Source organism: Caulobacter sp. GW822-FHT07D08 (assembly GCF_058798735.1).
Map to the genome: position 1 here is coordinate 1 of NZ_JBXAKU010000029.1, position 19,113 is coordinate 19,113.

Below are 19,113 nucleotides of genomic sequence, written 5' to 3' on the forward strand. Positions count from 1 at the left end.
GGACATCTGATAGCAAGCGTTAGGTCAGACAGTCTGCGCGTTCACTGCAAGCGGGGGGCCGTCCACATCTGCAATCTGTATGCGATGATGAAGGCCCGCGCCGAGGTTGCCGCCCTTGTTCGCGCCATGACCGACCGCAACAACAACCAACCCCCGATGCCCGGCATTTTCCCAGACTACGCCGCGCCGATCATCACCCACGGCGAAGACGGCCAGCGGATGATGCGCGACGCGCGCTGGGGGATGCCATCGTCGAAGCAGGCGCTTTTCAAGGCCGCCACTGAGCGCGCCGACAAGCTGCGGGCCAAGGGCACCGAGTTCGACTTTGCCGAGCTGCTGAAGATGGAGCCAGACAAAGGCACGACGAACGTCCGCAACACCACCAGCGAGAAGACCGGCAGGACGAACGCCCATTGGGCCCCATGGCTGGGCGCCGGCAACCGCTGCCTGGTGCCGTTCACATCATTCGCCGAGCCCGACCAAGATCACCAGAAGACCAGGCAGAACATCTGGTTCGCGCTAGACGACAGTCGGCCTCTGGCATTCTTCGCTGGAATTTGGACGCCGCACGCCTGCGTCCGGATGAAGAGCAAAGGGTGGGAAGAAATTGAGGCCTACGGCTTCCTGACCACTGACTCCGCCGAGCCGGTGAAAACCTACCACTCCAAGGCCATGCCCGTGATCCTGACCGAGCCGGCCGAATGGGATCTCTGGATGAGCGATGCGCCCTGGACGGAGGTCGCCCAGCTGCAACGCCCGCTTCCGGACGGCAGGCTCAAGATCGTCGCCCGCGGCGGCAAGGGCGACGACGTCATTCCAGCCTAGCTAGGCGCCCTTCGGCGGCGGCGCCCAGGACCAAGGCCCATCGTAGAGGTGCGGGAACACGGCGATATCGTGGGAACCGCACCCCCCCTCCCCTGTGCAAGTAAACCGTGCGCCCAGATCGGCGATCCTGAGTTTGGTGCGGCTGCCAAACTTCTCCATCAGGTCGGGAGGCGTCCACTCGATCAGTCGGGGACAATCCCGGCAGCAAATGGCCAGAGAATACCCCTTTGTCAGGAACGTCTCGATCGTGTCGTTGCCGACCTGGCCCAGGTGAAACCGCTTCAGCAGGTGCGGCGCAGGACGTGTGAGCGTTGATGGCGGACGATCGGCGGGCAAGGGTCACCAGATGACGGCGGTCGCTGAGCGACCGCGTTCTTGAGTTTTTCTACCGCCCGGGCGGCTCCGATTATAGAGCCGATCAATACGCCCGCGCCGGCCGGGAAGAAAGTTGCCCCGTTCGACCTATCCGCCAGGCACAGTGGTTCCTGGCTTTCGCTGTCAGATCCGCTTGGCTCTCGCCGGAGAGCCATTTGCTGCGGTTCAGCCGCTGTAGGCGTTTGGAGTCTTGGGAATTGTAGGAACTCATTGGGTGGTTTGAGTGTCGGGCTTTGCCCGACGCCGTTTGGGGGATGCCGGGTGGGAGGGCGCGTAGCGACCGGGGCGAAGCTGCGTAGCAGCGTAGCGAGCCGGCGGGGGCGAAGCCCCCAAGAGGCGGTGTCTTCCGGCGCGTTTTTGCGCCGGGTTTCCGTTAGAAGAGATTCTGTTAGATAAGGAAAGTTAGGCAGTTAAGGTTGAAAAAGTCGCGCCAACTGCCTGAGCAACAAGGGTATTTTGTCCCGGCCGGTTCCTAATACCACGTGCTTCAGTTCCTGTTACCACGTAGGCCGGTTCCTTAAACCACGTGCCAATAAGTTCCTGAAACCACGAGGAAAACGGTTCCTGATACCACGATGTGGACAGGTTCCTGATCCCACGTGCCCTGGGCGACCTCTACGGGCCGGCAGGGTTCCTAAAACCACGATACCAGACGACCTTCGATCGGTTCCTGAAACCACGACAGGGTCAAGGCCGGTTCCTGAAACCACGTGCGCCTCCGATCGGGTTCCTAATACCACGACACCCGCTGGGGGTCGGGTTCCTAATACCACGACAGGTTCAGCAGCCCCCTTTCCCGCCAGATTTGCGCCAGGACTCGCCGAATCGCAGAGAATCGGCGCTTCAATACGGACTCGGCGTCTATGCTGGGTTCCTAAAACCACGACCGAGGGATCGCCGCGCCGACGCCGGTTCCTAATACCACGTGCCTAGCTGGGCATGACGCAACGCGGGTCGCTACAGGCCTTGGCGAACGCTTCAGGCTTGTGGCCGTCCTCCATCCAGCGTGCCCAAGCCCCGTCGAACGCCCTTGGATCCCGCTCTGCGTCGATCCAGGCCGTGCGCGCATCCTCCCAGCCCCGCTGAGCCGTATCGGCCCCACGTCGCTCCCTGGCAGCCTCGACAACGAACGCACGATCCACGAAATGCACGGCCGGACTGCCGTCCGCCGTCGTCGTTTCTCGCATCGCGTAGCGGGGAAGTTCATCGGACCGGCACATCTCGCGGATCCGGAACGTGAACTTCTTGAGCGGCGATTCCGAGCCCGTCTTTTCGTAGAGGGTCGTCATCTTGCAGATCCAGCCGGCCTTCTGATTGCCGGCATGCTTTCGGGCGACGCGGTAGATCGCGCGCTCGATGCCGCCGGTCAGCAGGAAATACTCCCGATCCAGCGTCAGGATGTTGCCGCTCATGATCCCGTCAAGGAGCCAGTCAGGGATCCGTAGGGTCAGCGTCTTCAGCTGCTCGGGGTTGTCGTCCGACTCACCCTCGCCCTCGATGTCGCCCAGATAGTGGAAGGCCGTATAGCGACGCTTGCCGGCCCTGATGTTGGTCTCCACTTCCGTGGTCCGCAGGCGCCGGATCGCGCGCAGCAGCTCGATGTAGTCCTGACCGCTCGTCCCGCGCGCGATGCCCTTCAGCAGTTCATAGGGCGTCGTGTGAATGACCGGCCGGATGTCGTTTTCGCGATTATCGCGCTGCTGCACGATCCGAGAGATGCACCAGATCAGGATGTCCGCATCCCAGATCGTCGCCATGCCATGCGTCGGGTTGGCCGACACCTTGATGTAAAGCTTGCCGTCCGGTGTGGTGTACTGGATCGGCTTGTTGCGCTTGCGCTTGGAGATCGAGAAGAACGGCCGCTCCATCATCTCCGCGCTGTCCTTGGGCGCGTAGTCGATCAGGTCGTTGATGAAGAAGTCCCGCACCGGGTGCGGGTCGTTGCGCGTGCTCATCGCTCACCCATCGGAGGCTTGCCGGCGGCGACGAACAGAAGGTCCAGCCCTTCGCCGATCAGCGCCTGAACGGTGACGCCGCGCTCGACGGCCAGCATCTTCACGCGTCGCTGCATCTCGGCCGAAAAGTAGCCGGCCACCATGCTCTTACCCAGGCGCGCCTTGGGAACGAAGCCTGAGAGCGAACCCTCCTGAAGGGTCTCCGAAGCGGTTGGCCGCGCCATGTCATCTCCCAAGAATCGACCAGCTGACGCCGTGTCCACATGTGGAGTCTGGCGCGCGGAAGGAGCGATGTCCACGGCAAAGAGCAATGTTGGCGACCCTGAAAAAAAGCCAATGGCTCTGCTTGCCTTCACTCGCAAACGCTACGCAAGGTGGAGTGGACGGCTTTGGCGGCTCCATCTCCGATGGCGGCGCCAAGGGATTGTCGTGGCTTTAAATGTCGCATTTCACGTGAAATGCGACATTCCAGTGAGTGCCGAATGTCGGATCGCGTGCCTGAGCTGAAAACTGCATTCCTGACGCTCCCGTCAGGATTGCGCGGCGATCAGGACTGTTGGACTGGCGCCACCGCCCGCGTAGAGGCCGCCCATGCCTGACCTGGCCGTGCTGTTTGACCTCGCTCAGCGTTGCGCGCCCACAGTGGCTTCGGCGACGATGGTCAGCATCGTGCAGGTCGAAAGCCGGGGCGACCCGTTGGCCATCAACGTCAACCGCGCGCCCGATCCCGCGCCGGCCAAGACTCGCGACCAGGCGATCGCCACGGCCGAGCGTCTGATCTCCCAAGGCCAAAATCTCGACCTCGGCTTGGCGCAGATCAACAGCCGGAACCTGACGGCGCTGGGCCTATCTGTACGTGACGCCTTCGACCCCTGCCTCAATCTAGCGGCGGCCGCCAAACTGCTCCAGTCCAACTACCTGGCCGCCTCCCGTCTGGCTCCGCAGCAGCTAGCCCTGAGAATGGCGTTCTCGGCCTATAACACCGGCAACCATCGGCGCGGCTTCGCAAACGGCTACGTCGCCAAGGTCGAGGCCGAGGCGGCCAAGCTGTCTCCAGGCGCATACGGCGCTCTCGACCAAGCCACATCGCCTCTACCGCCGGCAGTCCAGGAAGCGATCGAGGTCGCGGCCGAAAACCTTCAACCCGAGGCGCAGGCGCCCGCCAAGCCATCCCTGGATGTCTTCGCGCGAACCGCCGGCCGCTCAATCATCGTCTTTGGCGGGGGCGGGCAATGATCCTCCACGCCATCATCCGTAATGACCGTTGCCGCCCTCTCGACATATGCTGGGTTCCTCAGAAAGCTTGGGAACCCCGAATGTCCGATGGGACGATCCGCGAACGACTTCTCACCAGCCTTCGCCCGCGTGGCGGAGCAATCGTGGGCGTTCGGATCGTCGAGGCGAGTGACGGCACATGGTCCATGTACGTCAAGCTTAGTTGGAAGGTCGGCGAACACTTGGTCGCCGTCTACCGCTCTGCTCAACCGAAGCGGTACAAGTCCTTGTCCGCTGCGGTCGCCCATTGTCGCGCCGCCTATCAATACCGTGGCTCGATAATCCTCGAAACGGAGATACAGGAGCCTCTCCCTCATGATGAGCCCCCAAGCCATCACTAAGCCGGCGCTCACGCCGGCGTCGCTCGTAACCCCACGCGCTGGAGCGGTCGCACTGGTCGCGGTCGTCCTGGCGTTCGGCCTGGTCGAGCCGGCCGCGGCCCAATCGGTCGGCGTGGAAACCCTGCTGCAGAACGTCGTCAACTTCTTCACCGGCAACACCACGCGACTGCTCGCCATCTTGGCGGTCATCATCATGGGCATCCTGGCGATGTTCGGGATCTTCGATTTCCGGCGCATGGCGATCGTCGTGGTCGGCATGGTCGTGGTGTTCGGCGCCGCCCAGATCGTCAGCATGGTCACGGGGAGCGGGGCCTAGGCCCCGTTCGCCCGGCGCGCCGCCTTTGGGGGGCGGGCGCGCTCCGAGCGGTCACGCTCATGCAAGACGAACACATCACCGAAGACACGCTGTTTCTGGCCTGCACTCGGCCGGCGATGGTGCTGGGCGTGCCGGTCGAGGCCATGGCGCTCAACGTTATGCTGACGGGCACGGTCTTTCTGGCCGCGAACAACCTCGCCTACCTGTCGGTCGGCGTCGCGCTGCACTTCCTTTTCAGGGCTGTGGTCAAGCACGACCACAACGCCTTTCGAGTCCTCTTCATGTGGCTTGAAACCAAGGGGCGCGCCCGCAACCGCGCCTGGTGGGGCGGCAGCTCGCACTCCCCCCTCCCCGTCGTGCGTCGCTACTCCAGCAAGGACGTTCCCAATGGCTAGAGCCTCTGCACAGCGCGCGCCGCTCGCGTCGGTGGCCGGCCCGTTGGTCTTGAAGCGCGAAACCCTGCCCGGCTCGAACCTGCCCTACGCCCGCCATCTGTCGGATCACGTGGTCGCGCTCGACAATCGGGCGCTGATGATCTGCTTCAAGCTCGAAGGCGCCTCGTTCGAGACCGCCGACGTGCGCGATCTCAACGATTGGCACGCCAAGCTGAATAACGCCTGGCGCAACATCGCCGACGAGCGCTTGGCGATCTGGCACCACGTCGTGCGCCATGAGGATCGTGGCTACCCGGAGGGCCAGTTCGCCTCGGAGTTCGCCCAGGATCTCGACACGGCCTATCGCGCCCGCATGGGCGCCACGCGCCTCTTCACCAACGACCTCTATGTGACCCTGATCCTCCACCCGGGCCGCGACGTCGGCGACAAGCTCGCCTCCTTCCTTCAGCGCCTTAGCACGCGAAGCAGAGCCGGCTTGGAGGTCGACGAGGATGCGATCCGGCTCTTGGAGGACAAGGGCCGCGACCTTCTGCAGTACCTCGGTCGGTACGGCGTGCGCCTTCTCGGCCTCTACGACCACAAGGGCCTGGCCTTCTCCGAACCGATGGAATTGCTCCACCTGGTGCTGACCGGACGGCGCCAACGTATCCCGCTCGTTCGGGGCCATCTCGGTTCGGCGATCTACACCGCGCGCGTGATCTTCGGCCGCGAGGCGCTGGAGATCCGTGAACCGGGCGACGAAAAGTTCGCCGGTGTCTTCGGGGTCAAGGAATATCCCGCCACGACGCGCCCTGGCCTCTGGGACGGGCTCTTGCGCTCGACCTACGCCTTCGTCGCCACCCAGTCCTTCGCCTTCCTGTCGAAGGCCTCGGCGCGCGCTGTGATGGAGCGCAAACAAAACCTGCTCATCAAGTCCAACGATCGCGCAGCCTCCCAAGTGCAGGGACTCGATGACGCGATCGACGATCTGGTGAGCAACCGGTTCGTCATGGGCGAGCACCAGTTTTCGCTTCTGGTCTATGGCGAGACGACAAAGGCCCTGGCCGACAATATGTCCGCCGCCCGCGCCAGCCTGGCCGACTCCGGACTGGTGGTCGCTCGCGAAGACCTCGCGCTCGAGGCGGCGTTCTGGTCGCAATTTCCTGGCAACTTCGCGCGGCGCTGTCGCCCGGCGGCAATCAACTCGCGCAATTTCGCAGCGCTAGCGCCCTTCCATACCTATCCGGCAGGGCAGGCGACCGGCAATCACTGGGGCCCAGCCGTCGCGCTACTGCGCACGTCGGCCAAGTCGCCCTTCTACTTCAATTTCCATGTCGGCGACCTAGGCCACACCTTCATTTGCGGCCCGTCGGGTTCGGGCAAGACGGTCGTCCAAAACTTCATGCTGGCTCAGCTGGAGAAGTTCAACGTCCAGCGCGTGTTCATCGACAAGGATCGCGGCGCCGAGATCTTCGTGCGCGCGTCCGGCGGCACCTACCTCACCTTGAAGAACGGCGCGCCGACCGGGTTCGCCCCGTTTCGCGCGCTGGACTTCACACCGGGCAACGTCGTCTTCCTCACCCAGCTCGTGCGCAAGCTGGTGACGCCGCCCGATCGCGCCCTGACGGTGCAGGAAGAGCGCCTGATTAGCGACGGCATCGCCTCGCTCGAGCCTCTCGCCCCACACCAACGCTCCCTGACTGCCCTTCGCCAGTTGCTCGGCCAGCGAAACGCTGAAGGGATCGGGGCCCGGTTGGAGCGATGGACCCGATCAGGCCCGTTGGGTTGGGTCTTGGACGGTGACGCCGACCTTGTCGGCCTCGACTCCAAGCTGCTCGGTTTCGATATGACCGACTTCCTCGACAACGCCGAGGTCCGCACGCCGGTCATGATGTATCTCATTCACCGGCTCGAGAGCCTGGTCGACGGTCGCCGCCTGGTGGTCGACATCGACGAGTTCTGGAAAGCGCTCGGGGACGAGGCATTCCGCAACCTGGCTCAAGACGGCCTGAAGACGTACCGCAAGAAAAACGCCTTCATGGTGTTCGGCACCCAAAGCCCGGCCGACGTCCTGCGCTCGGAAATCGCTCACACGATCCTCGAACAGTGCCCGACCAAGATCTTCCTGCCCAACCCCTACGGACAGGCCCGCGACTATGTCGATGGCTTTGGTCTCACCCATGAGGAATTTCGGCTCATCCGCGAAGAGCTGTCGCCAGAGTCGCGACGCTTCCTGGTCAAGCAAGGCCACAACTCGGTCGTCGTCGAGTTGAACCTCGACGGCCTGGACGACGCGCTGGCCGTCCTGTCGGGCCGCGCCAAGACCGTCGAGCTGCTCGATCGCGTCCGCGCCCAGCACGGCGATGCACCTGCGACCTGGATTCCAATTTTCCACCAAGAGCGACGGAGATAATCCCGATGAGGAAGCGCCTTCTACTCCCCCTGCTCCTGGCCGCCGCGACCTTCGCGGCCCCGGCCAACGCACAAATGGTCGTCACGGACACTGGCGCCTATACGCGGATGCTGTCGCAGCTCAACCAGGCGCGCGCGCAACTGGCCGAGCTGCAGACCCAGGTCCGGCAAGGCGCCGAGATGGTCGATCAGGGCAAGCGCCTCTATGCCGGCATGACCGGACTGACCAACGTCAACAGCCTGGGCGGGGTCCTGAACAATCCGGCGCTGCGCCAGTATCTCCCGGCCGAGGTGCAGGACACCGGCAAGCTGCTCAACGGGACACTGACGGATCTCGGCTCGATCGGGTCGCGCGCGACGTCCATTCGTGACGCCAACAGGCTGTTCACTCCAGCCACCGACGGTCTCTCAACCGCTCAACGCTACTACCAAGACGCGCTCGTGAAATCTGGCGACCGCGCGGCCCGTGACGTCGCGCTTGGCGAAAGCGCATACAAGGCCGCTGGCCAACGCCAGGCCGGCCTGGATCAGCTCCGCTTGGCCTTGAACACCGCCTCCACGCCCAAAGAGGTGATGGACCTGCAGGCGAGGATCGCCGCTGAGCAGGCGATGATCAACAACGATCAAATGCAGCTTCAGGGTCTTGCAATGATGCAGGACGCCGAAAAGCGCATGGCAGAGCAGCGCGACCGCGAGGCCAGAGCCGCGCAGTACCAGCAGACAATGGACGATTACAAAGGTGGCTTCCGATGAGAGCTCAGAAGTCTCTCGTTGTCGTCTCGCTGGCGGTCGTTCTGGCGGGCTGTCAGCCCGCGCCACGCTCGGTTTCTTACTTCGACGCCAACCCGTCTGAACGGGCGGGCGTGATGGCGCGCTGCCGAACCGGGGACCATCGCGGGACTGAGTGCAAGAACGCCCAAGCGTCCACGGAACGAGCCACCAAGCTCAAGACCATGAACGACTATCGGCGCGGCTTTTAGGTCGACGAGGCACCATGCCAGCCCAAATTTTTGGACCGTCCTATGACTATGTCGATGCTCGGCTCGAAGCTGTCTTGCATGACGGGTTGAGCAACGTGATCGCGCATGTCGCCGGGCCCCTACGCATAGCCATGGTGCTCTATGTCGTCCTGTACGGCTGGGCGATTATCAGGGGATCCATCACCGAGCCGATCATGGATGGAGTGATCAGGCTGGTGAAGCTGTGCTTCATCTACGCCGTAGCGACAACGGTCGCCTACAATTCCTTCGTCACCACCCCGCTCTTCACCGACCTGCCTAACTGGCTGGCCGAGGCCGTGAGCGGCAGTCCGACGCCTGGCGTGGGCGGGGCCTTCGACGGATTTTTCAATCGCGGCGGCTATCTCGCCACCAAGATTTTCTCCACCGCGTCGATGACCGATCCCGGCCCTTACGTGACCGGTGGAGCCGTGTGGATCGTGACGGCGCTGACCGCAGCGCTTGGGTTTGGGATCGTCATGCTCGCCAAGCTAGCGCTCGCCATTCTGGTCGCGCTAGGACCGATCTTCATCGCCCTTCTCGTCTTCGAACAGTCCCGGCAGTTCTTCTATGGCTGGCTGAAGCAGGGGGTGAACTACCTTGTCCTCTTCGCTCTGATCATCACCGTCTTCCAGCTGATCCTTGGCCTAGTTGAAGGGCAATGGGCGAACATTGATGGTCAGGCCGACCCAACCGCCGGCGGCCTCCTGTTCATCGCGCTGTCCGCCCTCGGGATGATCTTCTTCCTTCAAACCCCCAACATCGCGGCCGGCATCGCGGGAGGCGCCGCAGCCGGCCTCGGCGACTTCGCCAACGCGGCCCGCGCCATGACGTCGGGCCAACCGGTCAAATCCGTGCCGAGCGGTAACGGCGGCGCAGGACGTGGCGGTGGCTCCGTTGCGCCCTCCTCCACCAGCGCGTCGCGCAACGGCCACCCCCGCCGATAGCCCAATCCGCCACCTTGAGAGATCCGCGAATGCTTCGTCCCATCGCCCTCACGGCGTGCCTCATCGCCCTGACGTCCTACTCGCCAGCCATCGCGGGAAAGCCAAAATCCTGTAGCGGTCACAACCGGCGACCGGCCAACCCCAATGGATCGGTCCTGCCCGGCACGACGGTGGCGGCGATCACTGCGCCGATCGCCCCGCCGCCCAAGCCCGGGCCGGACGGCCGGCCAGCCCGAGACCAGTCGTCGGACATGGTTGTCCCATCCATTTCCGGTCCGGCGACCGGAGCGCTGGCCCGAAAAGGAAAGGCCAAGAAGGTCTCCAGCCTGACGCCGCGCCAGTACCCCAGCTGCCTGGAGGTTCTGGGATGACAGGCGTGCCGGCAAACGATCTGAAGGCGTACTTCGATGACGCCCGGCGTTGGGACCAGGATCGGCTCAAGACCGCGGAGCGCTCCAAGCGCGTGGCCTGGACCGTGGCGGTTCTAGCGAGCACGGTCGCGATCGCCGCCTCGGCGGCGGTGGCGGCCCTGGCGCCCCTGAAGTCCGTCGAGCCCTATGTCGTGCGGGTGAACCAGACAACGGGTTCTGTCGACGTGATGACGGGCCTCACGGGCGAGCGAGGCGTCACTTACAACGAAGCGGTCAGCAAGTCCTTCCTGGCCCAATATGTCAGGGCCCGAGAAGGCTACCTGCCGCCCGCCGCGCAGGAAAACTTCCAGTTCGTCACGATCCTGTCGACTCCAGACGAGCAGCAGCGATGGGCCGATCTCTATCGGGCGACCAATCCCCAAAGTCCCCAGGTCCTGGTCGGCCCTGACGGCTCGGCGACCGTGACGATCCGCAACATCACCTTCATCAACGACAAGGTCGCCAACGTCCGCTTCTCCAAGACCGTGCGGCTCGGCCAAGAGGTCAAGGTCACCGATTGGATCGCCACGCTGACCTTCGCCTACACCAAAGCGCCGATGCTGGAATCCGACCGCATCCGCAACCCGCTCGGGTTCCAGGTCGACAGCTACCGCGCAGATCCGGAGATTTCCCAATGAGGCGCCTGCTGCTCGCCCTGTACGCTGGCGCGGCCGTGCTCGGCTGCGCGCCGACCGCCTTCGCCGTCGACGTGCCCAAAGCCGGTAAGTCGGACCCTCGGGTCAAATGGGTCAACTACGACCCCTGGCAGGTCTATCGCGTCGTCGGCACGTTCCGCACGGCCACCCAGATCGTCTTCGACCCGCGCGAAGAGATCCAGCATGTGGCCCTGGGCGACACCGTATCGTGGGAGGTCGCAGCCGAGACCAACATCCTCTTCGTAAAGCCGCGCGAAAAGGGCACGGCCACCAACCTGATCGTCACGACCCGCCGCGGCGGCGCGCTGCGCAACTACACCTTCGAGCTGGGGATCCGCTCTGGGCCGATCACGGCGGCGTCGGCCGACACCTATTTCCAGGTCCGTTTCCAATACCCCGACGATGAGCGCGCCGCGTTGGCTAGGACGATTTCTGGTCAAGCGGCCGCGATCGAGAACGCTCGGACGGGACTGATGCTCGACCACGCCGTGATCGAGGGCCCCCGCAATCTGAATTACACGGTCCAGGGCTCCTCGCGGATCCAGCCGTCGGAGGTTTCCGATAATGGCCAGTTCACGGTGCTGCGGTTTCCGGCCAACCAGGAACTGCCCAGCTTCTTCATGACCCTGCCCGATGGGTCCGAGAGCCAGGTGCCGTTCGACGTCCGCGACGAGTTCGTGGTTTTGCACACCGTCGCCTCCAAGCTCGTTCTGCGCCGGGGACGCGAGGTCCTCTGCATCTTCAACGAGGCCGTCACGCCCTACGGCGTCACCCACGGCACAGGCACGGCCTCCGCCAACGTCGATCGCACCATTCGCACGGGTCAATGACGATGACTGATCAGCACGACAACCAACCCGATCCTGCGCACTCCGCGCAAGGCGATGACCCGTTCGCCGGGCGCCGCGCTGCCGGCGATCCTGGCGGCTCCCGTTCGGCCGGCCATGGCCCGGTGCAGGGCGAGCGCGGCATCTCTCCTGTCGCGGGCCGCATGAGCACCCCGCAAGCCAAGATCGCCGGCATCGCCGGCATGGTCGGCGTGGCCGCGCTCTTGATCGGCGTCACCTGGGACCGGGGCGACGCCAAGCCGACCAAGCCCAAGGACCCAGCCCGGCAGACCGTCCGCTATGATCAGGTCGCGTCCACCGACACCCCTCCCCTCCCCCCGGCGCCGACCTTGGGCGCGGGAGCCGTGGATCCTGTAACCGGCCAACCTCTACCGCCGGGTCAGGTCGTCCCAGCCCCGGTTGCCAGCCCCGGCAGCGGCGGATCTGCAGGCGCTGACGCGCCTCGCGAGAGCCTCGCCGACCTTACGCGTCGCGCGCCGATGATCGCCTATAGCCAGGGCGGCGGTCCTCGCGGCGCCGTCGCCGGCGGGGCGGAAGCCATCCTGGCCAGCGCTCAGGGCGCCGCGCCGCGCCAAGCCACCGAGCTGGAGAACCTGCGGCGCGGATCTGCGATCACCACGGCCAGGGCAACGGCCCTGGGCGATCGCAACTTCCTGATCCTGGCGGGCACGCAGATCCCCTGCGTCCTGCAGACGGCGATGGACTCATCGCTTCCCGGCTACACGACCTGCGTCATTCCAAGAGACGTGCTTTCCGACAATGGCCGCGTGGTCCTGCTGGAAAAGGGCACCAAGGTTCTGGGCGAGTATCGCGGCGGCATGCAGCGCGGTCAGCGCCGCCTCTTCATCCTGTGGACCCGTGCGGTCACCCCGCGCGGCATCGCGATCGATCTGGCCTCGCCCGGAGCCGACGCCCTGGGCCGTAGCGGGTTTGGCGGCGAGGTCGACAACCGCTTCTTCGAGCGGTTCGGCGCGGCGCTCCTCCTGTCGCTGGTCGACGACGGCGTCTACGCCGCCACCTCCGGCAATGGCCGCAACTATCAAAACACCGCCCGCGTGCCGTCAGATGTCGCCAACACCGCGCTGGAAGGCTCGATCAACATCCCGCCGATCCTGCGCAAGAACCAGGGCGAGGATGTCGGCATCCTGGTCGCCCAGGACTTCGACTTCTCCGACGTCTACGGCGTAAAGGCGCGATGATCGCCGACAGCTCGGTCCTGCTGCACTACATGCAGCCTCTGCAGCGGCTGCTTGAGCCGGCCGACGTCACTGAGCTGGTGATCAACCGGCCCGGTGAAGTGGGAGTCGAAGGCGCCAAGGGCTGGACCTGGTTTGAAGCGCCCGAGCTGACCGCCATCTGGCTGGCCACCTTGGCCAATGCCGCCGCGGCCTTCTCACGCCAGGACGTCAATGCCGAGACGCCGGTGTGCTCCACCGTCCTGCCGCAAGGCGAGCGATGTCAGATCGTCATGCCTCCCGCCGTGCCGGAAGGAACGGTATCGATCACCATCCGCAAGCCTTCGAACCTGACCTTCGGCATGGACGACTTCGTCACGTCCGGGCTCTTCGAGCAGGCCTCCGTGAGTTCGGACGCTCTAGGCGAGGAAGAGCGGGAGCTGATGCGATTGCGCGACGGCGGACTGTGGCCGGAGTTCTTCGACCTGGCCGTTCGCGCTCGGAAGAACATCCTGATCAGCGGCGCGACGGGGTCGGGCAAGACCACTTTCAGCAAGGGCCTGATCCGGCTGATCCCCGAGCATGAGCGCCTGCTGACGATTGAGGACACCCGCGAACTGACCGTCCCGCATCGCAACGTCGTCCACCTTACCTACTCCAAGGATCAGCAGGGGTTGGCCAAGGTCGGCCCCAAGCAGTTGCTGGAAAGCGCGCTGCGGATGCGCCCTGACCGGATTCTCCTTCAGGAGCTTCGCGACGCCACGGCCTTCTTCTACCTGCGCAACGTCAATTCGGGCCACCCCGGCTCGATCACGACCGTCCATGCCGACTCCGCGACCCTGGCCTTTGAGCAGCTCACCCTGCTGGTCAAGGAGTCCGACGGCGGGCGCGATCTCACCCGCGATGACATCCGTGGCCTTCTCCACCTCCTGGTCGATGTCGTCGTCCAGATGCGCAAGGTGGATGGCCGTTTTCGTATGACGGAGCTCTATTATGACCCGCTTCGCAAGCGCGACGCCGGCCGGTAAGGCCACCATCCTCGCGCTCTCGGCCACGCTTCTCCTGATGTTGTGGGCCGTCCTGACCGTGATCGGGACCCTGGTCGGCTTGGGCCGGCTCGGCGCCAATGTTGATTTCCTCGCCGTGCCGCAATGGCTGTGGACCTACCGGGCCCACCCCCAGGTCCAGCTGTGGTTCAAGGTCGCCGCCATGGCCTCGGGCCTAGTCATCCTAATGATCGCCGCCGCGGCCGCCCTGCGCATTCGCCGCCCGCTGCACGGCTCGGCGCGCTGGGCCAATGAGGGCGAGATCGCGCGCGAAGGGCTGCGCGCCAAGCACGGCATCATCCTGGGCCGCAAGGGCGCCGGCTACCTGGTCTTCGGCGGCAACGAGCATGTCATGCTGTATGCGCCTACCCGCACCGGCAAGGGTGTCGGCGTCGTCATTCCCAACCTCCTGAACTGGGCCGACAGCGTGGTCGTCCTCGATATCAAGAAGGAAAACTGGGAGGTGACGGCAGGCTTCCGCGCCAAGCACGGCCAACAGGTCCTGATGTTCGACCCGCTCGATCCGGAGGGCCGGACCGCGCGCTACAATCCCCTGGCCTATATCGACCGCGCCAACGCGATCGAGACGCTCGACGAGCTTCAAAAACTCGCGACCATGCTCTTTCCCACCCCCGACAAGGGCGATCCCTTCTGGTCGGAGGCGGCGCGGACCGGCTTCGTCGGCGTCGGCGCCTATGTCGCCGAAAGCCCGCAGCTTCCCTTCACGATCGGCGAGATCTACCGCCAGCTGACCGGGGGCAATCCCAAGGCCAAGTTCCCGGCCATCATCGAGGCGCGGGTCGGCGGCAAGGAGGCGCTGTCGCCGGGCGCGGTCAATGCGCTCAACGACTTTTGCTCGGCCTCCGACAACACGTTCGCCTCCATCAAGCAGACCATCACCTCGCGCATGAACCTGTGGCTCAATCCCCGGGTCGATGCGGCTACCAGCGCCAGTGACTTTGATCTGCGCCAACTGCGCTCCAAGCGGATCTCGATCTATCTGGGCGTCACCCCCGACAACATGGCCAGGGTCGCCCCGCTCTATAATCTCTTCTTCCAGCAGCTAGTGGACTTGAACACCCGCGAGCTTCCTGGCGGCGGGCGCCATCCCGTCCAGGTCCTTGTCCTGCTCGACGAGTTTGCCCGCATCGGCCACGCCTCGGTCATCGCAAAGGGCTTTTCCTACGTCGCCGGCTACGGTCTTCGCCTGCTGCCGGTGATCCAAAGCCCGTCCCAGCTGCGCGCCGAATACGGGCCCGACGTTGCCGACGAGATCATGACCAACTGCGGCGTCGAAGTGGTCTTCACGCCCAAGGAGCTGAAGGTCGCCCAGGACCTCTCCGAACGCCTGGGCTACTACACCTTCGAGGGGCGCTCCAAGTCGCGGCCGACCTACTTGGGCGGCGGCAAGCGGACCACTACCGAGAGCGAGCAGCGCCGCGCGCTGATGCTGCCCCAGGAGCTGATCCAGATGAGCAAGGACTCGCTCATCGTCATGCGCGGCGGGATCGCGCCAATCAGGGCGTCCAAGATCTACTTCTTCAAGAACGCCGACTTCACCAAGCGTCTGCTGCCGCCACCGCTCATCGCGCCCCTGGCGTCGGCCGCGCAGGGCGGGCCGGCCTCGGCGGCGCCTGACGATCGCCTGGACGCCATCACCGCCGACCTGGCGGCGCTGAGCCAGACCGTCAACGAGATCCACGCCCGAGTCGTCGAGCGTCCCCTGACCTTCAGCGAGGCGGCCGGAGACATCGCCATCGACCTGACCGCCATCTCCCTGGAGCTGGACGCCATCGACATGGACGACCTGCCGGCCGGCGCCACCGAGGCGGAATCCGAAGACTGGATCAACCGCTACATCAACTCCGGGCTCCTGGAAGACGTCATCGAACGCTAAAGCGAAAAGGAGGCCGCCATGGCCGACACCATCGATCCTCGCAATGACGCGCCGGCGCGGCCGGCCGATCCGTCCGAGTCGTTCAGCGCCCAGGTGGCGGCAAAAAGCGAGCCTTCAGCCCAACTTGAGAACGCCATCTCGCCCGCACCCGAGCTTGATCTGTCGACGCCCATCGAGCGGGCGGCCGACTGGACGACCGAGCCTGAAGACATCGCCTACGAGCGCGCGATCGACGAAGCCGAGCGCATCGGGATCGCCGAGGCCGAAGCGCGCCTTCGCCGCGAAGACGAGACCGAACGTCCCCTGACCGCAGAGCCTGTTCTGCAACATGGGAAGTCGGAGACACCCGAGCCCGACCGCACCGACGAGGCCGCGCCCTCAGCCTCCAAGGAAGCCGAGCCCGCGCCGGCCAATGACGATGGCCCGCACCGCTTTTCGGTCGAACGCGGCGATGTCCCCGATGGGGTCAAGCGCCGGTATCTGTCGGAGGAACCTCAGTTTGCGCCCGAGGTCCGCTTCTTCACCGACGCCACGGGCAAGGAGGCCGCGTTCCGCGACACCGGCGACAAGCTGGTAGCCCGCCAGACCAACGCCGAGGTGATCAAGGACCTCGTCGCGATCGCGCAGCATCGCGGATGGAGCGCCATCGACGTGCGGGGCGAGGAGGCGTTTCAGCGCGCGGTCTGGATGGAAGCCCGCACCGAAGGCTTGGAGGTTCGCGGCTACAAGCCCACCGAGCGTGACCTGCAGGAGCTCGAACGTCACCTGTCGGCGCGCGACACCAACTCGGTCGCCCCGGCGCGGGACAGAGCGCCGCAGCCAGAGGCCGGACGGCCAGGTGCTTCGGCCCCGGATGCGGTCACGGCAGCCAGACCTGCCCAGGAGCGCCTGGACTACGACAAGGGCGTTTCGGGCAAGCTCCTTGAAAGCGGCGAGGCCCCCTATCGCCATCGCTCGGGGCAGGAGCTGACCCCCTTCGTCCGGGTCGAGCTGGCCAGCGGTCGCCAGGTCGAAGTCTGGGGTGTGGGCTTGCCTGCCGCCCTGGAAAAATCCGGCGCCGCGATCGGCGACGAGATCACCCTGCGCCGCGACGGCGTTGAGCGGGTCATCCGCACCCTTGAAGTCCGCGACAAGGCCTCAGGCGAGCTGTCACTTCAGCAGCGCGAGGTGCCGCGCAACAAATGGACTATCGACGCCGACCGCTTCCGCAGCGCTAGCCCCGCCGACGCCGCCAAGGACCCGGCGCTGCAAGCCGCGCAAAGTCGCCTGGCTGTGGTCAGCGCCGTGGTCAAGGACCGCCACGCCGATCCCGCCGTGCAGGACCGCCTGATTGCCGGTGCACGGGAGAAGATCGCCGACCATCTCGAGCGCGGTGGACGTTTCGAGGCCGCGAAGGTCCGTGAAGCTGCCGATCGCTCGCCCACGGCGCCGCGTTTCAGCCAAACCCCCTCCCCTGCCCCGCCTCCCACGCCGGCCAAGCCTGGGCCCGAGCGGACGCGGGGCCGTTGACCGTGACGAACGACAAGGCGGCAAAGTTTGCACGTGCAAACTGCGGCGAGCCTCACCCGATAGACGTGAGTGTCGGCGAGCGACTACGCCAAGCGCGCAAGGTCCGGGGGCTCTCGCAGGGCGCGCTGGGTGAGGCCATCGGGATCAGTTTTCAACAGGTTCAGAAATACGAGCGTGGCTTCAACCGCGTCTCGGCGTCCAAGCTGGCCGAGGCGGCGCTCTATCTCGGCGTACCGATTCAATATTTCTTTTCGGAAATCGCCGACCTGCTGGCGAGCGAGCATGGCGTCGTAGATCCCTTGGCGGCGGACCTGATCTCTGACCCTCGGAGCATTGCACTCCTGCTTGCTTGGCGTCGGCTCGCGCCGGGCCAACAGACCTTGATTGTCGAACTCATCAACGCGGCGGCGCAGGATCGGCCCTATCCCGACTCCTGAACGAATGGCCCAAGAGTCGATCCAGCTAGTCTAGGTTTGTGAGTAACAGGCGCTCAACGGCGACCACGTCGCGCCACGCACCATCCAGTTTCCCGTGCTTTTCGTGGACCCCGACCTCGCGGAAGCCGACCGATCGCAGCAGCGCCAGACTGACCTTGTTCTCGACGAACACGCGCGACAGCAGCTTCCAGAAACCGGCCTTCTCCGCCTCCTCGATCAACGCCTTCATGCCGACGACGCCCACGCCCTGGCCCCGATTGGCGCGTCGAACATAGACCGAGAACTCGGCGATGCCGGCGTAACAGCAGCGATCGGCGTAGGAGAACGTCGCGGCGTAGCCCGCGATCTGGCCAGCATGGTCGACGACGACCACGACGGGATGGCCATCATCGAACCAGCCCAGGATCTGGTCGACCGAGCGCGGCGAAATCTCGAACGTGGCGATCCGATCAGCGATCCCCTCGTTGTAGATCTCGACGATCGCGGACGCGTCGGCGACCGTGGCGGTTCGTGTCGTCAGTTGAGGCTTTGTCATACGGTCTCGGCCTTTTGGGTTTCATGGCTCATCGCCGCCGCGCCCAGTTCAACATGCTCGGCGACGCGTCCATTCGCCTTCCGCTCGCTGTAGCGATCGACCAGGTAGTCGGCGCGGTCCCGGGTCAGCAGCGTGAACTTCACCAGCTCCTCCATCACATCGACGACGCGGTCGTAGTACGCGGACGGCTTCATTCGGTCGTCCTCGCCGAACTCCTTGTAGGCCATTGCGACGGACGACTGATTGGGGATGGTGATCATCCGCATCCAGCGGCCTAGCAGGCGAAGCGTGTTGACCGCATTGAACGATTGCGAGCCTCCACTGACCTGCATCACTGCCAGGGTGCGGCCCTGCGTCGGCCGGACGCTGCCGATCTCCAGCGGGATCCAGTCGATCTGCGCCTTCATGATCCCCGAGATCGCTCCATGGCGTTCCGGACTGCACCAGACCTGGCCCTCCGACCACAGCGACAGGTCCCGAAGCTCCTGGACCTTGGGATGGTCAGGTCCGGTGGCGTCGGGGAGCGGCAGATCCCGCGGGTCGAAGATCCGGGTCTCGCACCCCAAGGCCTGGAGGATGCGCGCGGCTTCTTCAGTGAGAAGCCGGCTGAACGAGCGCTCCCGCAGCGAGCCATAGAGGAGAAGGATGCGCGGCGGATGGGTGGACGGCGCCTGGACCTCCAATTTGCCCTGCTCGATCGGCGCCAGGAACTGCGGCTGCAAGGCGGGGAATTCGGTCATGCAAGCGACTCCAACATCGTCATTGATCCGTCTCATATTTCC

The 19,113-nt window shown here is 64.9% G+C and carries 20 protein-coding genes; 16 read left to right on the forward strand and 4 right to left on the reverse strand.

Annotated features, from left to right (window positions below; genetic code table 11):
* On the forward strand, positions 1–825 hold an 825-nt coding region (locus AC1RJ9_RS26945), incomplete at its 5' end, for an SOS response-associated peptidase (protein ID WP_492841629.1).
* A gap of 1,304 nt (positions 826–2,129) precedes the next feature.
* Here AC1RJ9_RS26945 and AC1RJ9_RS26950 read toward each other — a convergent pair.
* Both AC1RJ9_RS26950 and AC1RJ9_RS26955 read right to left on the reverse strand, forming a co-directional pair.
* Positions 2,130–3,155 (reverse strand): replication initiator protein A, encoded by a 1,026-nt coding sequence (locus AC1RJ9_RS26950; protein WP_062095946.1) that lies wholly within the window; start codon positions 3,153–3,155, stop codon positions 2,130–2,132.
* Positions 3,152–3,379 carry a ribbon-helix-helix domain-containing protein gene (locus tag AC1RJ9_RS26955; RefSeq protein ID WP_035084708.1) on the reverse strand — a complete coding sequence of 76 codons (228 nt, stop codon included), beginning with the start codon at positions 3,377–3,379 and terminating at the stop codon, positions 3,152–3,154. Before AC1RJ9_RS26955 ends, AC1RJ9_RS26950 begins: the two co-directional genes overlap by 4 nt.
* A 367-nt stretch (positions 3,380–3,746) precedes the next feature.
* Here AC1RJ9_RS26955 and AC1RJ9_RS26960 point away from each other — a divergent pair, with 367 nt between their 5' ends.
* From AC1RJ9_RS26960 to AC1RJ9_RS27030, 15 genes are all read left to right on the forward strand, one after another.
* On the forward strand, positions 3,747–4,391 hold the full coding sequence (locus AC1RJ9_RS26960) for a lytic transglycosylase domain-containing protein (protein WP_062095948.1): 645 nt from the start codon (positions 3,747–3,749) through the stop codon (positions 4,389–4,391).
* A 354-nt stretch (positions 4,392–4,745) separates the two neighbouring features.
* A complete protein-coding gene (locus AC1RJ9_RS26965) occupies positions 4,746–5,087 on the forward strand; it encodes a TrbC/VirB2 family protein (protein WP_231737454.1) in 342 nt (113 codons plus the stop codon).
* A 59-nt stretch (positions 5,088–5,146) separates the two neighbouring features.
* Positions 5,147–5,482: a VirB3 family type IV secretion system protein gene (locus AC1RJ9_RS26970; protein ID WP_062095950.1), complete on the forward strand. Its 336-nt coding sequence runs from the start codon at positions 5,147–5,149 to the stop codon at positions 5,480–5,482.
* Entirely contained in the window at positions 5,475–7,874 is a 2,400-nt protein-coding gene (locus AC1RJ9_RS26975) for a VirB4 family type IV secretion/conjugal transfer ATPase (RefSeq protein WP_062095952.1), read from the forward strand. The genes AC1RJ9_RS26970 and AC1RJ9_RS26975 overlap by 8 nt, the downstream gene beginning before the upstream one ends.
* A gap of 5 nt (positions 7,875–7,879) precedes the next feature.
* Positions 7,880–8,626 (forward strand): P-type DNA transfer protein VirB5, encoded by a 747-nt coding sequence (gene virB5 / locus AC1RJ9_RS26980; RefSeq protein WP_062095954.1) that lies wholly within the window; start codon positions 7,880–7,882, stop codon positions 8,624–8,626.
* Complete coding sequence (locus AC1RJ9_RS26985) at positions 8,623–8,853, forward strand: EexN family lipoprotein (protein WP_062095956.1); 231 nt, start codon at positions 8,623–8,625, stop codon at positions 8,851–8,853. Before virB5 ends, AC1RJ9_RS26985 begins: the two co-directional genes overlap by 4 nt.
* Before the next feature lie 14 nt (positions 8,854–8,867).
* Positions 8,868–9,818, forward strand: a complete 951-nt coding sequence (locus AC1RJ9_RS26990; RefSeq protein ID WP_062095959.1) for a TrbL/VirB6 family protein — start codon at positions 8,868–8,870, stop codon at positions 9,816–9,818.
* A gap of 29 nt (positions 9,819–9,847) precedes the next feature.
* Positions 9,848–10,189, forward strand: coding sequence for a hypothetical protein (locus AC1RJ9_RS26995; protein ID WP_062095961.1), 342 nt, complete (start codon positions 9,848–9,850; stop codon positions 10,187–10,189).
* Positions 10,186–10,866, forward strand: a complete 681-nt coding sequence (locus AC1RJ9_RS27000; RefSeq protein ID WP_062095963.1) for a VirB8 family type IV secretion system protein — start codon at positions 10,186–10,188, stop codon at positions 10,864–10,866. Before AC1RJ9_RS26995 ends, AC1RJ9_RS27000 begins: the two co-directional genes overlap by 4 nt.
* Complete coding sequence (gene virB9, locus AC1RJ9_RS27005) at positions 10,863–11,714, forward strand: P-type conjugative transfer protein VirB9 (RefSeq protein ID WP_099504477.1); 852 nt, start codon at positions 10,863–10,865, stop codon at positions 11,712–11,714. Before AC1RJ9_RS27000 ends, virB9 begins: the two co-directional genes overlap by 4 nt.
* Positions 11,715–11,716: 2 nt before the next feature.
* Positions 11,717–12,931, forward strand: coding sequence for a type IV secretion system protein VirB10 (gene virB10, locus AC1RJ9_RS27010; RefSeq protein WP_197425252.1), 1,215 nt, complete (start codon positions 11,717–11,719; stop codon positions 12,929–12,931).
* On the forward strand, positions 12,928–13,935 hold the full coding sequence (gene virB11, locus AC1RJ9_RS27015; protein ID WP_231737456.1) for a P-type DNA transfer ATPase VirB11: 1,008 nt from the start codon (positions 12,928–12,930) through the stop codon (positions 13,933–13,935). The genes virB10 and virB11 overlap by 4 nt, the downstream gene beginning before the upstream one ends.
* Positions 13,901–15,850, forward strand: coding sequence for a type IV secretory system conjugative DNA transfer family protein (locus tag AC1RJ9_RS27020; RefSeq protein ID WP_492841636.1), 1,950 nt, complete (start codon positions 13,901–13,903; stop codon positions 15,848–15,850). Before virB11 ends, AC1RJ9_RS27020 begins: the two co-directional genes overlap by 35 nt.
* Positions 15,851–15,868: 18 nt before the next feature.
* Complete coding sequence (locus AC1RJ9_RS27025) at positions 15,869–17,359, forward strand: LPD7 domain-containing protein (protein WP_492841638.1); 1,491 nt, start codon at positions 15,869–15,871, stop codon at positions 17,357–17,359.
* A gap of 2 nt (positions 17,360–17,361) precedes the next feature.
* Entirely contained in the window at positions 17,362–17,796 is a 435-nt protein-coding gene (locus tag AC1RJ9_RS27030) for a helix-turn-helix domain-containing protein (RefSeq protein WP_492841640.1), read from the forward strand.
* Positions 17,797–17,821: 25 nt separating this feature from the next.
* On the opposite strand, the gene AC1RJ9_RS27035 is transcribed toward AC1RJ9_RS27030, so the two are convergent.
* Together AC1RJ9_RS27035 and arsH are read right to left on the reverse strand one after the other, a co-directional pair.
* Positions 17,822–18,331, reverse strand: a complete 510-nt coding sequence (locus AC1RJ9_RS27035) for an arsinothricin resistance N-acetyltransferase ArsN1 family A (protein ID WP_492841642.1) — start codon at positions 18,329–18,331, stop codon at positions 17,822–17,824.
* The gene (arsH, locus tag AC1RJ9_RS27040; RefSeq protein ID WP_492841644.1) at positions 18,328–19,071 is read right to left on the reverse strand and encodes an arsenical resistance protein ArsH; all 744 of its coding nucleotides are present in this window, start codon (positions 19,069–19,071) and stop codon (positions 18,328–18,330) included. Before arsH ends, AC1RJ9_RS27035 begins: the two co-directional genes overlap by 4 nt.
* Between the last annotated feature and the right edge of the window lie 42 nt (positions 19,072–19,113).

Bases quoted from the DNA above. Each gene is read 5' to 3' on its own strand.
- AC1RJ9_RS27000 (WP_062095963.1), top strand. From the start codon at position 10,186: ATGACAGGCGTGCCGGCAAACGATCTGAAGGCGTACTTCGATGACGCC.
- arsH (WP_492841644.1), bottom strand. From the start codon at position 19,071: ATGACCGAATTCCCCGCCTTGCAGCCGCAGTTCCTGGCGCCGATCGAG.
- AC1RJ9_RS26950 (WP_062095946.1), bottom strand. From the start codon at position 3,155: ATGAGCACGCGCAACGACCCGCACCCGGTGCGGGACTTCTTCATCAAC.
- AC1RJ9_RS26985 (WP_062095956.1), top strand. From the start codon at position 8,623: ATGAGAGCTCAGAAGTCTCTCGTTGTCGTCTCGCTGGCGGTCGTTCTG.
- AC1RJ9_RS26965 (WP_231737454.1), top strand. From the start codon at position 4,746: ATGATGAGCCCCCAAGCCATCACTAAGCCGGCGCTCACGCCGGCGTCG.
- AC1RJ9_RS27020 (WP_492841636.1), top strand. From the start codon at position 13,901: ATGACCCGCTTCGCAAGCGCGACGCCGGCCGGTAAGGCCACCATCCTC.
- virB10 (WP_197425252.1), top strand. From the start codon at position 11,717: ATGACTGATCAGCACGACAACCAACCCGATCCTGCGCACTCCGCGCAA.
- virB5 (WP_062095954.1), top strand. From the start codon at position 7,880: ATGAGGAAGCGCCTTCTACTCCCCCTGCTCCTGGCCGCCGCGACCTTC.
- AC1RJ9_RS26995 (WP_062095961.1), top strand. From the start codon at position 9,848: ATGCTTCGTCCCATCGCCCTCACGGCGTGCCTCATCGCCCTGACGTCC.
- AC1RJ9_RS26970 (WP_062095950.1), top strand. From the start codon at position 5,147: ATGCAAGACGAACACATCACCGAAGACACGCTGTTTCTGGCCTGCACT.
- AC1RJ9_RS26990 (WP_062095959.1), top strand. From the start codon at position 8,868: ATGCCAGCCCAAATTTTTGGACCGTCCTATGACTATGTCGATGCTCGG.
- virB9 (WP_099504477.1), top strand. From the start codon at position 10,863: ATGAGGCGCCTGCTGCTCGCCCTGTACGCTGGCGCGGCCGTGCTCGGC.
- AC1RJ9_RS27025 (WP_492841638.1), top strand. From the start codon at position 15,869: ATGGCCGACACCATCGATCCTCGCAATGACGCGCCGGCGCGGCCGGCC.
- virB11 (WP_231737456.1), top strand. From the start codon at position 12,928: ATGATCGCCGACAGCTCGGTCCTGCTGCACTACATGCAGCCTCTGCAG.
- AC1RJ9_RS26975 (WP_062095952.1), top strand. From the start codon at position 5,475: ATGGCTAGAGCCTCTGCACAGCGCGCGCCGCTCGCGTCGGTGGCCGGC.
- AC1RJ9_RS26955 (WP_035084708.1), bottom strand. From the start codon at position 3,379: ATGGCGCGGCCAACCGCTTCGGAGACCCTTCAGGAGGGTTCGCTCTCA.
- AC1RJ9_RS26960 (WP_062095948.1), top strand. From the start codon at position 3,747: ATGCCTGACCTGGCCGTGCTGTTTGACCTCGCTCAGCGTTGCGCGCCC.
- AC1RJ9_RS27035 (WP_492841642.1), bottom strand. From the start codon at position 18,331: ATGACAAAGCCTCAACTGACGACACGAACCGCCACGGTCGCCGACGCG.